Annotated in this window: 13 protein-coding genes; 5 read left to right on the top strand and 8 right to left on the bottom strand. The window is 71.0% G+C overall.

All coding sequences use genetic code 11. The annotated features are described in order from the left end of the window. Nucleotides 1-23: 23 nt before the first annotated feature. Nucleotides 24-968, bottom strand: coding sequence for a diacylglycerol kinase family protein (locus ACFY2A_RS23040; RefSeq protein ID WP_363922794.1), 945 nt, complete (start codon nt 966-968; stop codon nt 24-26). Between the two features lie 42 nt (nt 969-1010). Here ACFY2A_RS23040 and ACFY2A_RS23045 point away from each other — a divergent pair, with 42 nt between their 5' ends. Continuing rightward, entirely contained in the window at nt 1011-1400 is a 390-nt protein-coding gene (locus ACFY2A_RS23045) for a hypothetical protein (RefSeq protein WP_363922796.1), read from the top strand. A gap of 18 nt (nt 1401-1418) precedes the next feature. Here the strand turns inward: ACFY2A_RS23045 and ACFY2A_RS23050 are convergent, their stop codons facing one another. Both ACFY2A_RS23050 and sodN read right to left on the bottom strand, forming a co-directional pair. Beyond that, nucleotides 1419-1826 carry an anti-sigma regulatory factor gene (locus ACFY2A_RS23050; RefSeq protein ID WP_363922798.1) on the bottom strand — a complete coding sequence of 136 codons (408 nt, stop codon included), beginning with the start codon at nt 1824-1826 and terminating at the stop codon, nt 1419-1421. A gap of 213 nt (nt 1827-2039) precedes the next feature. Beyond that, complete coding sequence (sodN, locus tag ACFY2A_RS23055; RefSeq protein WP_363922800.1) at nt 2040-2444, bottom strand: superoxide dismutase, Ni; 405 nt, start codon at nt 2442-2444, stop codon at nt 2040-2042. Nucleotides 2445-2469: 25 nt separating this feature from the next. Here sodN and ACFY2A_RS23060 point away from each other — a divergent pair, with 25 nt between their 5' ends. The 3 genes from ACFY2A_RS23060 (at nt 2470) to ACFY2A_RS23070 (ending at nt 5205) form a co-directional block, all read left to right on the top strand. Next, nucleotides 2470-2862, top strand: coding sequence for a S24/S26 family peptidase (locus ACFY2A_RS23060; RefSeq protein WP_387174472.1), 393 nt, complete (start codon nt 2470-2472; stop codon nt 2860-2862). 135 nt (nt 2863-2997) lie between these two features. Further along, nucleotides 2998-4176: an NADP-dependent malic enzyme gene (locus tag ACFY2A_RS23065; RefSeq protein ID WP_204008454.1), complete on the top strand. Its 1179-nt coding sequence runs from the start codon at nt 2998-3000 to the stop codon at nt 4174-4176. Between the two features lie 66 nt (nt 4177-4242). Continuing rightward, nucleotides 4243-5205, top strand: coding sequence for a zinc-binding dehydrogenase (locus ACFY2A_RS23070; RefSeq protein ID WP_387174474.1), 963 nt, complete (start codon nt 4243-4245; stop codon nt 5203-5205). A 69-nt stretch (nt 5206-5274) separates the two neighbouring features. Here ACFY2A_RS23070 and ACFY2A_RS23075 read toward each other — a convergent pair whose 3' ends face one another. Continuing rightward, nucleotides 5275-6258: an alpha/beta hydrolase family protein gene (locus ACFY2A_RS23075; RefSeq protein WP_387174476.1), complete on the bottom strand. Its 984-nt coding sequence runs from the start codon at nt 6256-6258 to the stop codon at nt 5275-5277. 170 nt (nt 6259-6428) lie between these two features. On the opposite strand from ACFY2A_RS23075, the gene ACFY2A_RS23080 reads away from it, so the two are divergent. Continuing rightward, nucleotides 6429-6596, top strand: coding sequence for a hypothetical protein (locus tag ACFY2A_RS23080; protein WP_363922808.1), 168 nt, complete (start codon nt 6429-6431; stop codon nt 6594-6596). Nucleotides 6597-6692: 96 nt separating this feature from the next. Here ACFY2A_RS23080 and ACFY2A_RS23085 read toward each other — a convergent pair whose 3' ends face one another. The 4 genes from ACFY2A_RS23085 to ACFY2A_RS23100 all read right to left on the bottom strand — a co-directional run bounded on the left by ACFY2A_RS23085 (nt 6693) and on the right by ACFY2A_RS23100 (nt 13996). After that, the gene (locus ACFY2A_RS23085; protein ID WP_387174478.1) at nt 6693-7811 is read right to left on the bottom strand and encodes an acetate/propionate family kinase; all 1119 of its coding nucleotides are present in this window, start codon (nt 7809-7811) and stop codon (nt 6693-6695) included. Continuing rightward, nucleotides 7808-9892 (bottom strand): phosphate acetyltransferase, encoded by a 2085-nt coding sequence (gene pta, locus ACFY2A_RS23090; protein WP_387174480.1) that lies wholly within the window; start codon nt 9890-9892, stop codon nt 7808-7810. The genes ACFY2A_RS23085 and pta overlap by 4 nt, the downstream gene beginning before the upstream one ends. Before the next feature lie 76 nt (nt 9893-9968). Beyond that, nucleotides 9969-10148: a DUF6104 family protein gene (locus ACFY2A_RS23095; protein WP_363922814.1), complete on the bottom strand. Its 180-nt coding sequence runs from the start codon at nt 10146-10148 to the stop codon at nt 9969-9971. An 86-nt stretch (nt 10149-10234) separates the two neighbouring features. After that, entirely contained in the window at nt 10235-13996 is a 3762-nt protein-coding gene (locus tag ACFY2A_RS23100) for a multifunctional oxoglutarate decarboxylase/oxoglutarate dehydrogenase thiamine pyrophosphate-binding subunit/dihydrolipoyllysine-residue succinyltransferase subunit (RefSeq protein ID WP_387174482.1), read from the bottom strand. Nucleotides 13997-14181 lie beyond the last annotated feature (185 nt).

Here is a 14181-nt window from a genome sequence, read left to right on the forward strand (position 1 = left end):
CTCACCCCGGTGGTACCGGAGACCTAACAGATTACTCTGAGTGCGGCGGGAACGCTTGTGAATCTGATTTTTTCCCGCTCGCCAAGATAGTCGCCGTCGAGCTGAAATGCCTGCGGACGGCTCGCGACCAGCGTGAACTCGGCCACGTCATGCAGCCGCAGGACCTGACGACCATGCGGATCGGGCGTCGGAGAGAAGAATTGCGTCACGGTGCGTGTCGTGCTGGCGACGCCGAGCTGGCGCAGGGCCAGCACGTCGAGCCCCAGATCGAACGATGCGGCCGGATTCGGGTTGACCTCCCGGTCCCCGACGTACGTCCATGGTGCGGTGTTCTGCACGATGATCGTGGCCAGTTCGCCCTCGGTCGCCTCGCCCGGCCGCTCCAGCTGGATGGCCGGGTGCCGCCGCTCGTTGCCCAGCAGGAACTGCGCGGTGAACGCCCGGAAGTAGAGCGAGGGGGAGGAGACCCGGCCACGGCGGCGAGCCTCCTCGACCCGGTGGATCACCGACGCGTCGAGCCCGAAGCCGGCGCAGAAGGTGAAGTAGCGGTCGTCGGCCCGACCGAGGCCGATCGTGCGGCGCCGGCCCAGCCGCAGCCCCTCCATGATCATGCTGGCGCCCTCCGGCCATTCCCGGGGCAGGCCGAGCGCCCGGGCGAAGACGTTTGTCGAGCCGCCCGGCACGGTGGCCAGGGCCGGCAACCGGTCGGCGGTCGGTTCGGCGCCACCCGCGGTGGTCGCTGTCATCAGCCCGTTGACCACCTCGTTCACCGTGCCGTCGCCACCGAGGGTGACCACCGCGTCGACACCCTCCTCGGCGGCCTCCCGGGCCAGCGTGGTGGCGTGGCCGCGCTGGCGGGTGTAGCGCACGGAGAGGTCGACCTCGCTGCGCAGCGCTCGGACGAGCACGTCACGCGCGCGCTCACTGGTGGTGGTGGCCTTCGGATTGACCAGCAGGACGGCCCGCATGGGCGGCACTGTACTCCGAGCCGTCACCGGTATCGTGACCGCGTGACCATCGACCCCGACCCGACCCCCGTCACGCTCCGTTGGGCGGTCCGGCTGCTGCGCGGCCAGGCGGTCGCCGTCGGGCTGGTCGCCGCCTGGCTGATCTTCGCGGATCTGACCGCCACCACCACCCACCTGACGTCGGCGCTGCTGGTGACGGCCTTCGCCGTCGGTGCCGCAGTCGCTCTCTGGGCGCTGGGCGGCGCCCTGCTCCGACGGCGAGCCGGTGCCCGCGCGCCGGCCATCGTGCTTCAGCTCATGCTGTTGCCGATCGGCTGGTTCATGATCCAGGGCGGGCTCGGTTGGCTCGGCGTGCCGCTGATCGCGCTCGGCGTCGGGGTCACCTGGTTGCTGGTGAGCCCGCCGACCACCCGCGCTCTGGGCTTCGAGTGAGCTGACCCGGGCGGCCGGTCACCAACCGGAGGCGCGCCGGGTGAGCAGCGAGATGGTCGCCCGGCCGTCGGTCGCCCGCGCCCCCGCCGAGGTGGTCAGCGCGGTGAGTACCTTCCAGGCGAACGACGACTCCGCCGGCAGCCGGGCGCCGGACATCGTCGGCACGGTCACCTCGACGGTCAGTGCGTCCTCGGTGACGGAGAAGCGACAGTCCAGTTCGGCATCCGTGGCGGCGATGGCGAGCAGCATCGCGCACGCCTCGTCGACCGCGATGCGCAGATCCTCGATCTCGTCCAGGGCGAACTGGAGACGGGCCGCGAGGCCGGCCGTGGCGGTGCGGAGAACGCTCAGATATCCGCCGTCCGCAGGCACGGTGAGGTGCACGATGTCGTCATCGGTCGTCGGCTGGCCGGTCAGTTGAGTCACCACTCATCCCCCCGGTCGGGGACTCTACCCGCTCGGGCCGCCACGCGTCTGATGACGGTAGGTACGGCGGCCGGACGGCCCGGGTGGCCCACTCCGAACGAGACCGCCTGACGGCAATCGAGGGCCGCAACGCGTCGGCGGTCGGCGCGTCCGCAATGGGACACGCCGACCGCCGACGCGGTGAACAGCTTCAGGTGCCGTACGCGGACGACCTCACGCCTGCTTGGTCTCCCAGAAGATCTTGGAAATCTCGTCGATCTTCTGAAGCAGCTCGTCCGCCTTGGTCGGGTCCGTGGCGCCCTTGGCACCGGCGGCGCCGGCCAGCTTGGTGGCCTCGTTGAACAACTGGTGCAGGTGCGGGTACTTCTCGAAGTGCGGGGGCTTGAAGTAGTCGGTCCACAGCACCCAGAGGTGGTGCTTGACCAGTTCCGCCCGCTGCTCCTTGATCAGGATGGCCCTGGTGCGGAATTCCGGGTCGGTGTTGGCCTGGTACTTCTCGCAGATCATTTTCACCGACTCGGCCTCGATGCGGGCCTGCGCGGGGTCGTAGACGCCGCAGGGCAGGTCGCAGTGGGCGCTGGCGCTCACGCGGGGCGTAAGGATGCGTGGAAGTCGCATCGGGATCCTCCATGGGAAGTTTGCGATGATCCAAGACGACATTACTCCTGGACGGTGGTCCCCGAGGCGGCTGGAGGTGAAACCCGTGCCCGCCCCCCGGCTGCAGTGGCCGCTGTCGGCCGTGCTGGTGACCGGGCCCTCCATGGCACCCACGCTGCGTCACGGCGACGCGGTGCTGGTACGCCGGGGCGGCCGGGAGACCCGGCCCGGTGACGTGGTGATCGCGGTTTTCCGCAGCCGACCCGACCTGCTGGTGGTCAAACGCGCGGTCCGCCCGGTCGACGGCGGCTGGTGGCTGTCCGGTGACAACGGCCTGGTCACCGACGACTCCCGGGCGTACGGCGTGGCGGACGTGCAGGGTCGGGTGATCGTCCGGTACTGGCCCCGACCCGGCCGGGTGCCGCCAAGACCGTTATGAACCTGCTCACATACTGGACCCCTGGGCCTGACTATGCTCGGAAGTGCCCGGGTGACCCCCCGCACCGCCGCCGCTCGCTCGCCTCACCGTGCGCCCGACCGGCCGGCCCAGTTGCTCGATCATTCTGGAGTCACCATGTCTTCGTCCACCGTGGACCCTGCTGATCCCGTCTTCCAACTGCACCGAGGCGGCAAGATGGCCGTCGTCTCGACCGTGCCGCTGACCAGCCGGGACGATCTCTCCCTCGCGTACACCCCGGGTGTGGCCCGGGTCTGCGAGGCGATCGCCGCCGACCCGGCCCTCGCCCACGACTACACCTGGGCCTCGCGCGCCGTCGCGGTCGTCACCGACGGCTCGGCCGTACTCGGTCTCGGCAACATCGGCCCGAGCGCCGCGCTGCCGGTGATGGAGGGCAAGGCCGTGCTGTTCAAGCAGTTCGGCGGGGTCGACGCGGTACCGGTCTGCCTGGCCACCCAGGACGTCGACGAGATCGTCGCGGTGGTCACCGCGCTCGCGCCGTCGTTCGGTGGCATCAACCTGGAGGACATCAGCGCACCACGGTGCTTCGAGGTGGAGCGGCGGCTCGACGAGGCGTTGGACATCCCCGTCTTCCACGACGACCAGCACGGCACCGCGATCGTCGTGCTGGCCGCGTTGCGCAACGCCGCGACGCTGCTCAACCGCAAACTCGGCGACCTGCGGGTGGCGGTGAGCGGCGCGGGAGCGGCCGGCGTGGCGGTGACCAGGATGCTGGTGGCCGGCGGCGTGGACCCGGAGCGGGTGGTGGTCTGCGACTCCCGGGGCATCATCTCCCGGCAGCGCACCGGCCTCACCGGGACGAAGGCCGAACTCGCCGAGCTGACCAACGCCGACGGTCGGCAGGGCGACGTCGCCGAGGCGCTGCGCGACGCCGACGTGCTGATCGGGGTCTCCGGCGGGCTGATCCCCGAGCGGGCGGTGGCCGGCATGGCGCCGGGCGGCATCGTGTTCGCGCTGGCCAACCCCACCCCGGAGGTGGATCCGGAGGTGGCCGCCCGGCACGTCGCGGTGGTCGCCACCGGCCGCAGCGACTACCCGAACCAGATCAACAACGTGTTGGCCTTCCCGGGCGTGTTCCGCGGCGCACTCGACGCCCGAGCCACCCGGATCACCGACGCGATGAAGGTCGCCGCCGCCGACGCGATCGCCTCGGTGGTCGCCGAGACGCTGACGCCCGAGGCCATCGTGCCCTCGCCGCTCGACCCGCGGGTGGCACCGGCGGTGGCCGACGCGGTCGCCGAGGCGGCCCGCCGGGACGGCGTGGCTCGCGCCTGAGGTTCGCGAAAGGGCCCTGTCCGCGCGTGGACAGGGCCCTTCTTAACGGGCGCTCAGCTTGTTACGGTGCGGATCATGCGTGCCGCCTTCGCCTCCCGTTTCGACGACGCCGACCCGCTCGCGGCGCTCACCGTCGGTGAGCAGCCCGAGCCGAGCCTGCCCGACGACGACTGGGTGACGCTGCGCGTCACGGCCAGTTCGCTCAACCACCACGACCTGTGGTCCCTCCGCGGCGTCGGGCTCCGCGCCGAACAACTGCCGATGATCCTCGGCTGTGACGCGGCCGGAGTGGACCCGGACGGCAACGAGGTGGTCGTGTACCCCGTCGTGCCGACACCGGGGGACCCACGCGGGATGTCCATCCTCTCCGAGCACTTCCCCGGCACGCTGGCGGAGCGGGTGGCCGTACCCCGGTCGAACCTGCTGCCGCTGCCGGCGGGGCTGGCGGCGGCCGACGCCGCGTGCCTGCCGACGGCCTGGTTGACGGCCTGGCGGATGCTCACCACGAAGGGTCGGGTCGACGACGCCGAGGCCATCCTGGTCCAGGGCGCCGGCGGCGGCGTGGCCACCGCAGCCGTCGCGCTGGCCGTCGCGCTCGGCAAGCGGGTGTACGCGACCAGCCGCGACGCCGCCAAGCGCGAACGCATCGCCGAGCTGGGCGCGACCGCCGTGGAACCGGGCGCGCGGCTGCCCGAGCGGGTCGACCTGGTGATCGAGACGGTCGGTGCGGCCACCTTCGACCACTCCATGAAGTCGGCCGCCCTGGGTGCCCGGATCGTGGTCTCCGGCGCGACCGCCGGCCACGAGCCGACTGTCAACCTGCGCCGGGTCTTCGCCATGCAGTTGGAGATCCTGGGCACCTCGATGGGCACGCCGGACGAGTTGGCCGCCCTGCTGACGTTCTGCGCCGAGCGGGGGGTGCGTCCGGTGATCGACAGCGTGGTGCCGTTCAGCCGCGTCGGCGACGCTTTCGCCCGGCTGCACTCCGGTGACGTCTTCGGCAAGGTGGTCGTCGACCACGCCGCGTGAGCATCCGGACCGCCCGGATCCGTGCCGTCGACGGAGGCTGCCGCCACGCCAGCCGGGTGAGGCGGTCGCTTACAGGTTGTCGTCCAGGGTGGCGATGTCGTCGCGGGAGGCGGCGGTGGGGATGCGCTTCTTGGCTTCGGCGTCGCCGTAGAGCGTCCAGCGCAGGAACTCGGTGGTGGTGTCGGCGACCACCCGCAGCGCGGCCCCCTCGCCGCGCAGCAGGGCACGGCCGTGGTCGCCGTCGGGCAGGCTCAGCATCGCCTTCGGCCACGGCACCTTGTCGTACACGGCCTTGCCGGCGGCGTACTGCACCACCTCGTCGGCCTGGCCGTGCACGAACAGCTGCGGCGCGGCGGCACCGGCGAACGCGGTGCCCACCCCGAGGGCGGTGCCGGCGAAGACGACTCCGGCGGCCAGTCGCTCGTCGCGGCCGGCGGTGAACAGCCCGATGGTGGTCACCGCACCCGCCGAGTGACCGGCCGCGGCCACCCGGTCGGTGGCCAGCCGGCCGCGTAGCGGATCACCGTCCCGGGCGTCGAGGGCGAGCACCCGGGTCAGCGCGTACGACACGTCGGCCGGCTGGTTGAGCACATCCAGCACGTTGTTCTCGCCGCCACCTCGGGAGGTCTTCGGGAAGGTCGGCGCGGCCACCACGAAACCGGCCGAGGCCCACCGGGTCAACAGCGACTCGTAGTCGTCGGGACGGCCGCCCAGGCCGTGGCTGAACATGATCACGGGGAACTTCCCGTCGGCGGCGTCGGCACCGCTGGCCGGCTCCCCGCCGGCCCGGCCGGCCGCCGGGTACCAGACGGTCACCGGCAGCGGCCGGTCGCCGTCGCGGTTCAGCTTCAGCTGCCGTACGCCGAGCGCGAAGGTGTCTTCCGGGGCGCTGCCGGCAGGGGCCGCCGGCGAGACCGGTGGCGCAACGGAGGCGGTGGCCTGCGGCGTGGGCACATCCACCCGCTCGGCGGGCTCACGGTCGGCGGAACACCCGACCAGGGCGCTGACGAAGAGGGTGATGGCGACCAGAGCGGGAGCGGCACGACGGGACATGGCTCCGATTGTGCCCGCACCGATCTCCGAAACCGCCGTCCCGGTCGCGTCGATCTTGCACTTTTGGTCACGGGAATGTCGGTTTTGATGATGATTGTCGAGACAAGAAATGCAAGATCGTGGGTGGTTCAGGGCATGGCGGCTGGACGGGTTTCGCTAAGGTTCCCGGCATGGCTGAGAACTACACCGACCCGAGCGGCAACACCGAGGCGTTCCGTGCCTTCGCCAACACGGACGCCGCCCCGGCGGAGGCGGCGTCGCGTACCGGTTTGATCATCGGGGCGGCCGTGGTCGCCGCGGTGCTGCTCGCTCTCGCCACCTGGCTCGCCTTCGGCTGATCGGCCGGCCCACCGGCTGGTCGGCGTGCGCCGACGGTCCGAAGGCGAAGACTGCGGCGACGGTCGCCAGTAGGACGGCGCCGTGCCCGATGGGTGTCAGCTGCCGCCCGTGACCACGGCCCGGGCGGCGCGGGCGATCTCCCGCTCCTCGTCGGTACCGATGACGCAGACGGCTACCTCCGCGCCGTCCGGCGAGACGAGCCGGTCGCCGCTGCCCGCGTTGCGGTCCGGGTCGACCGTGATGCCGAGCCGGTCCAGCCCGGCCAGCGCCGCCGCGCGTACCGGTGCCGCGTGCTCGCCGACCCCGGCGGTGAAGGTGACCGCGTCCACCCGACCGAGCAGCGCGTAGTACGCCCCCACGTAGCCGGTGATCCGGCGGCAGTAGACGTCGAAGGCGAGCGCTGCGGCCTCGTCGCCGGCCGCCCGGTGGGCGAGCAGCTCGCGTACGTCGTTGACCCCGCTCAGCCCGAGCAGGCCGCTGCGGTGGTTGAGCAGGTCATCGATCTCGTCGACGCCCAGTCCGCCCTCGCGGCGCAGGTGGAACACGATCGTCGGATCGAGGTCACCACTGCGGGTGCCCATCACCAGGCCCTCCAGCGGCGACATGCCCATCGAGGTGGCGACGCTTCGTCCGCCGGCCACCGCACACGCGCTGGCGCCGTTGCCCAGGTGCAGCGTGATGGTGTTGATCTCCTCGTACGGGCGGTCCAGCAGTTCCGCCGTGCGCCGGGACACGTACGCGTGGGAGGTGCCGTGGAAGCCGTACCGCCGGATCCCGTACCGCTGGGCGACCTCGCGGTCGATCGCGTACGTGGCGGCGGAGTCGGGCAGCGTGTGGTGGAATGCGGTGTCGAAGACCGCTACCTGCGGCACCCCGGGCAGGGCCTCGCGGGCCACCTCGATGCCGGCGAGGTTCGCCGGGTTGTGCAGGGGCGCCAGCGGCACCAGGTCGGTGATGGCGGCCAGCACCTCGTCGTCGACAAGCGTCGGTGCGGTGAACCGCAGGCCGCCGTGCACCACCCGGTGCCCCACGGCGGCGAGGCCGGTCAGGTCCAGTCCGTCCAGGATCTGCCGGATCGCACCGGTGTGGTCGCTCGGCCCACCGCCCGGCTCACCGATCCGTTCGACGGTGCCCTTGTCCAGCACGCGGTCGCCGTCGTACAGCCGGTACTTGATCGACGATGATCCGCTGTTGAGCACCAGCACCTTGCTCACGGGTGCACCTCGGCGAGCGCGGCGGCCTGGATGGCGGTGATCGCCACGGTGTTGACGATGTCCGGCACGGTTGCCCCCCGGGACAGGTCGTTTACCGGCCGGCGCAGGCCCTGCATGACCGGCCCGACGGCCACCGCTCCGGCGGAGCGCTGCACCGCCTTGTACGTGTTGTTGCCGGTGTTCAGGTCGGGGAAGATGAAGACCGTCGCGCGGCCGGCGACCGCGCTGCCCGGCAACTTGGTGGCGGCCACGGCCGGGTCGATGGCCGCGTCGTACTGGATCGGGCCCTCGACGGCCAGTTCGGGTCGGCGCTTGCGGACCAGCGCGGTGGCCGCCGCGACCTTCTCCACGTCCTCGCCCGCGCCCGAACTGCCGGTCGAGTACGACAGCATCGCCACCCGGGGCTCGATGCCGAACCGGGCTGCGGTGTCCGCCGAGCTGATGGCGATGTCGGCGAGTTGGGCGGCGTCCGGATCGCGGTTGACCGCGCAGTCGCCGTAGACCAGCACCCGGTCGGCGAGCAGCATGAAGAAGACGCTGGAGGCAACGGAGACCTCCGGCATCGTCTTGACGATCTCGAAGGCCGGCCGGATGGTCGCCGCCGTGGTGTGCGTGGCACCGGAAACCATGCCGTCAGCGTGGCCCGCCCACACCATCATGGTGCCGAAGTAGTTGGGTTGAGCGACGATGTCGTGCGCCAGTTCGGCGGTGACCCCCCGGTGTGCGCGCAACTTCGCGTACGCCTCGGCGAACTCGTCGCGCCACGGGCTGCTCGCCGGGTCCGCCACCCGGGCCTCGCCGATGTCCACTCCCAACTCCCGGGCCCGCCGGGCGACCTCCTCGGGCCGGCCGAGCAGGGTCAGATCGGCCACCCCCCGGCGTAACAGGATCTCGGTGGCGCGCAGGATCCGCTCCTCGGTCCCCTCCGGCAGGACCAGGTGCCGACGTCGGGCCCGGGCCCGGTCGATCAGGTCGTACTCGAACATCAACGGGGTGACCCGCGCGGACCGGCTGACGCGTAGCCGGCCAGCCAGCTCGACGGTGTCCACGTGCGCCTCGAAGGCACCGAGCGCGGCCTCCACCTTCCGGGGGTTTCCGGCGCTGGGTCGGCCCTCGATCCGGCTCGACGCGGCCACCGTGTGGTAGCTGTCGCTGGTCACCGAGAGCACCGCGAGCCGGGCGTTCAGCGCCTCCACCAGGCGCATCGCCCGGGGGTCGGGCGGCACGCCGAGGGTGAGCACCAACCCGGCCAGCGACACCTGACCGGCGACGTGCGCGGCGCTCGCCGCCACCAGCAGGTCGTCCCGGTCACCCGGCATGATCAGCAGCGCGCCCTCGGTCAGGTGCTCCAGCAGGGTCGGCACGTGGGCCGCACCGACGACGTAGTCGAGCACGTCGCGGGCGAGCGCGGTCTCGTCACCGGCCAGCAGCGTGGCGCCCAGCGCCCCCGCCACCTCCGCCACCGTCGGCGCGGAGACGCTCGGCACCTCCGGGATGGCGTACGCGGGGACCGGCAGCCGGGGCAGCGCCATCGCCCCGGGGACCCGGTTGGCCAGCACCGCGAGTACGGTCGCGCCGAGGTCGGCGAGGTCGTGGTAGGCGCCCCGGGCGGCGGCGGCGATCGCCGACGGCTGCTGCCCGTACCCGTCGACCACCGGTACCACGACGCTGCCGAACTCCGTGGCCAGCCGGGCGTTGAAGGCCAGCTCGCGCGGGCCGGCGGTGTCACCGGCGGCAGCGAAGTCACTGCCGACCACGACCATCGCCGCGAACCGCCGTTCCACGTCCCGGTAGCGCTCGACGATCCGGGAGATCAGCTCCTCCCGACGACCGTCGGCGACCAGGGCGGTGGCCTCGGCGTACGTGGTGCCGTTCAGGTCTGCCACCGGTAACCCCACCCGGTAACGCTCGCTGAGCAGGGTGAGGATCGGATCGGGGCGATCCTGCGCGACCAGCGGACGGAACACGCCGATCCCGCCGACCTGCCGGGACAACAACTCGGCGAGGCCGAGGGCGATTGTCGACTTCCCCCCGCCCGAGCCGACACTGGTCAGGTAAACGCTCCGGGCCACGGCACTCACGCTACAAGATCAGGGTTGTTCCCGCGTAGGTCCTCGGACCCGGCCACCCGGGCCGTCCGGCGTGGTGGCACGGTGATCAGTCGTCGTCTTCGTCGTCGAGCCGGGCCAGCCAGGTGGCGAGCCGCTCGATCGGAACCTCGAACTCCGGGTTCGCGTCGACGAAGTCACGCAGCCGGGCACCCAGCCACTCCAGGCTGACCTGCTCGTCGCCGCGCCGCTCGACCAGTTCCTCGATGCCCCGGTCGGTGAAGTACATGGATCTGCTCGCTTCCTCACCGGAACCCGGTGAAGCCGGCCGGTCCCGCCCCACCAGTGGGCGGGACGGGACCGGGTCAGTTCTCGTCAGGGGCGGGGAAGTGCCGCCTCGATCAGCGCGTTCTGCTCGACCTCGTGCATCTTCGCCGACCCGACGGCCGGAGCCGCGGCGGCCGGACGGGAGATGCGGCGCAGCCGGACACCGTCGAGGTGCTCCAGCAGGTTGAGTGCGACGAACGACCAGGAGCCCTGGTTGGCCGGCTCCTCCTGCACCCAGGCGAAGTCCTCCGCGTTCGGGAACTGCGCGAGCGCGGCCCGGATCTCCTCCACCGGCATCGGGTAGAGCTGCTCCAGCCGGATGATCGCCGTGTTGGTGATGCCGCGCTCCTGCCGGGCCTGGAACAGGTCGTAGTAGACCTTGCCCGAGCAGAGCAGCACCCGCTTGACCCGCTCGGGGTTGCCGGCCGCCGGGTCGGCCAGCACCGGGGAGAAGGTGCCGGTGGTGAAGTCCTCGACCGAGGAGACGCAGAGCTTGTGCCGCAGCAGCGACTTCGGCGTGAACACCACAAGCGGCTTGCGCTTGGGCGAGAGGGCCTGGCGGCGCAGCAGGTGGAAGTAGTTCGCCGGGGTGGTCGGGTTCGCCACCCGCATGTTGTCCTCGGCGCAGAGCTGAAGGAAGCGCTCCGGGCGACCGGAGGTGTGGTCCGGCCCCTGACCCTCGTGGCCGTGCGGCAGCAGCAGGGTGACCGCGGAGCGCTGGCCCCACTTCACCTCGCCGGAGGAGATGAACTCGTCGATCACCGTCTGGGCCCCGTTGACGAAGTCGCCGAACTGCGCCTCCCAGCAGACCAGCGCGTCGACGTTCTCCACCGAGTAGCCGTACTCGAAGCCCATCGCCGCGTACTCGCTCAACAGCGAGTCGTGCACGAAGAACCGGGAGCGCTCGCCGTCGGCGGTGAGCGACTTCAGCGGCAGGTAGTCGTCGCCGGTCTCCGCATCGACGATCGAGGCGTGCCGCTGCACGAAGGTGCCGCGACGCGAGTCCTGCCCGGCGAGCCGCACGGTGACCCCGTCGTGCAGCAGCGCACCGAGGGCGATGATCTCGCCGAAGCCCCAGTCGATGTTGCCCTCGACGGCCATCCGGGCCCGCCGGTCGAGCAGCTGTTGGATCCGCTTGTGCGGGGTGAAGCCGTCGGGCAGGTTGACGTGCGCCGCACCGATGGCCTTGATGACCGACGCCTCGGTCGCGGTCTCCACCTGCGGCTCGGGCTCGTCCTGCCGGGGCGGGCGGCTCAGCTGGCGTGGCGTGCTGGCCGCGTCGCGGGTGGCCTTGAAGACCCGCTCCAACTGTGCCTGGTAGTCGCGCAGCAACTCCTCGGCGTCTTCCACGGTGATGTCACCCCGCCCGATCAGCTCCTCGGTGTAGAGCTTGCGGACCGAGCGCTTCGAGTCGATGATCCGGTACATCTGGGGGTTGGACATCGAGGGGTCGTCGCCCTCGTTGTGCCCGCGCCGCCGGTAGCAGACCAGGTCGATGACGACGTCCTTGTTGAACGCCTGGCGGTACTCGAAGGCGAGCCGGGCGACCCGGACCACGGCCTCCGGGTCGTCGCCGTTGACGTGGAAGATCGGGGCCTGGATCATCCGGGCCACGTCGGTGCTGTAGAGGCTGGAGCGGCTGTACTCCGGGGCGGTGGTGAAGCCGACCTGGTTGTTGACCACCACGTGGACCGTCCCGCCGGTGCGGTAACCACGTAGCTGGGAGAGGTTGAGCGTCTCAGCCACCACGCCCTGGCCGGCGAAGGCAGCGTCGCCGTGCACCGCCAGCGGCAGCACGGTGTAGCCCTCCAGCTTGAGGTCGATGCGGTCCTGCTTGGCCCGGACGATCCCTTCCAGCACCGGGTCGACGGCCTCCAGGTGCGACGGGTTCGCCACCACCGAGACCTTCACGGCGTGGTCGCCGTCGGGGGTGGTGAACTTGCCGTTCTGGCCCAGGTGGTACTTCACGTCGCCCGAGCCCTGGGTGGAGCGTGGGTCCAGGTGCCCCTCGAACTCGGAGAAGATCTTCTCGTACGGCTTGCCGACGATGTTGGCAAGCACGTTGAGCCGGCCCCGGTGGGCCATGCCGATGACCACCTCGTCCAGCCCGCCCTCGGCGGAGGCCTCCAGCACCTCACCGAGCAGCGGGATGAGCGACTCGCCGCCCTCCAACGAGAAGCGCTTCTGGCCGACGTACTTGGTCTGTAGGAAGGTCTCGAACGCCTCGGCCGCGTTGAGCCGGTTGAGCACGTGCTTCTGCTCGCCGGCCGGCGGCTTCTCGTACTTGCGCTCGACCCGCTCCTGGATCCAGCGACGCTCGGCCGGATCCTGGATGTGCATGTACTCGATGCCGACCCGGCGGCAGTACGAGTCGCGCAGTACGCCGAGGATCTCCCGCAGCTTCATCCGCTGCCGGCCGGCGAAGCCGTTGACCGGGAAGGTGCGGTCCAGGTCCCACAGGGTCAGCCCGTGCTGGAGGACGTCCAGATCCGGATGCTTACGGATCTTGAACTCCAGCGGGTCGGTGTCGGCCATCAGGTGGCCACGCACCCGGTAGGAGTGGATCAGCTCGTGGACCCGGGCGGTCTTGTTGATCTGACCCTCGCTGTCGACCGCCACGTCGCGCATCCAGCGCACCGGCTCGTAGGGGATCCGCAGCGAGGTGAAGATCTGGTCGTAGAAGCCGTGCTCGCCGAGCATCAGCTCGTGCATGACCTTGAGGAACTCGCCGGACTGCGCGCCCTGGATGATCCGGTGGTCGTACGTGCTGGTCAGCGTGATGACCTTGCTGACCGCCAGCTCGGCCAGGGTGGCCTCGCTCATGCCCTGGTACGGCGCCGGGTACTCCATGGCGCCGACCCCGATGATCGCGCTCTGGCCCTGCATCAGCCGCGGCATGGAGTGCACCGTGCCGATGCCGCCGGGGTTGGTGAGCGAGATCGTGGTGCCGGAGTAGTCCTCCATGGTCAGCTCGTTGCGGCGGGCACGCCGGACGACGTCCTCGTACGCCTGCCAGAACTGCCGGAAGTCCATCTGCTCGCAGGCCTTGATGGAGGGAACCACCAGGTTGCGGCTGCCGTCGGGCTTGGTCAGGTCGATGGCGATGCCCAGGTTGACGTGCTCGGGGCGGACCATCACCGGCTTGCCGTCGACCTCGGCGAAGGAGTTGTTCATCTCGGGGTGCGCGACCAGTGCCCGCACCAGGGCGTAGCCGATCAGGTGGGTGAAGCTGACCTTGCCGCCGCGCCCCCGGGCGAGGTGATTGTTGATCACGATGCGGTTGTCGACCAGGAGCTTTGCCGGCACGGCTCGGACGCTGGTGGCGGTCGGTACGGCCAGCGACGCGTCCATGTTCTGGACGATCTTGGCAGCCACTCCGCGCAGCGGCGTGGTCTGTGGCCCGTTGGCGGTGGGCGCGGTCCGGGTCGGCTGGCTCTTCGTCGGCTCCGCCTTGGTGGCGGCCGGCTTCGCGGTGGTCGGCTTCGACGCAGCGGGCGCCGGCTTCGACGTCGCCGTCGTGGTGCGGCGTTCCCCCTTGCCCGCCGGCTCGGCCTTGGCCGCCGGTTCGCTCTTCGGGGCCGCCTCGGTCCTGGCCGGGGTGGCGTCCTTGGCCGCGGCGGTGGTGGCCGGCCGGCCGTCACCGGTGCCCGCTGTGCTCTGGCCGGGCCGGTAGTCGGCGAAGAAGTCGTGCCAGGCCGGGTCGACGCTGCTGGGATCGGCGAGGTAGCGCTGGTACATCTCCTCGACGATCCACTCGTTCGGGCCGAAACCCGCCAGTGGGTTCTCCTGCGAAGTCTGCTGGGTCGACACGGCCGGTAATCGCCTCTTTCACGCGGGTTTGTGTGTCACGCGGTGCCCGATGCGCCGGGACGGACGCACAGGACGGTTCCAGGCTACGCCGTAGCGAACCCCGGGGCATTTCCGCCTCCGTCGCGTGGTCGGATTCACAGAAGATGCCAGAAGTTCGGTTAGCGCTGCGTATTCCCTTGATCGCT

The organism is Micromonospora sp. NPDC000442 (genome assembly GCF_042898635.1).
Lineage (GTDB): Bacteria > Actinomycetota > Actinomycetes > Mycobacteriales > Micromonosporaceae > Micromonospora.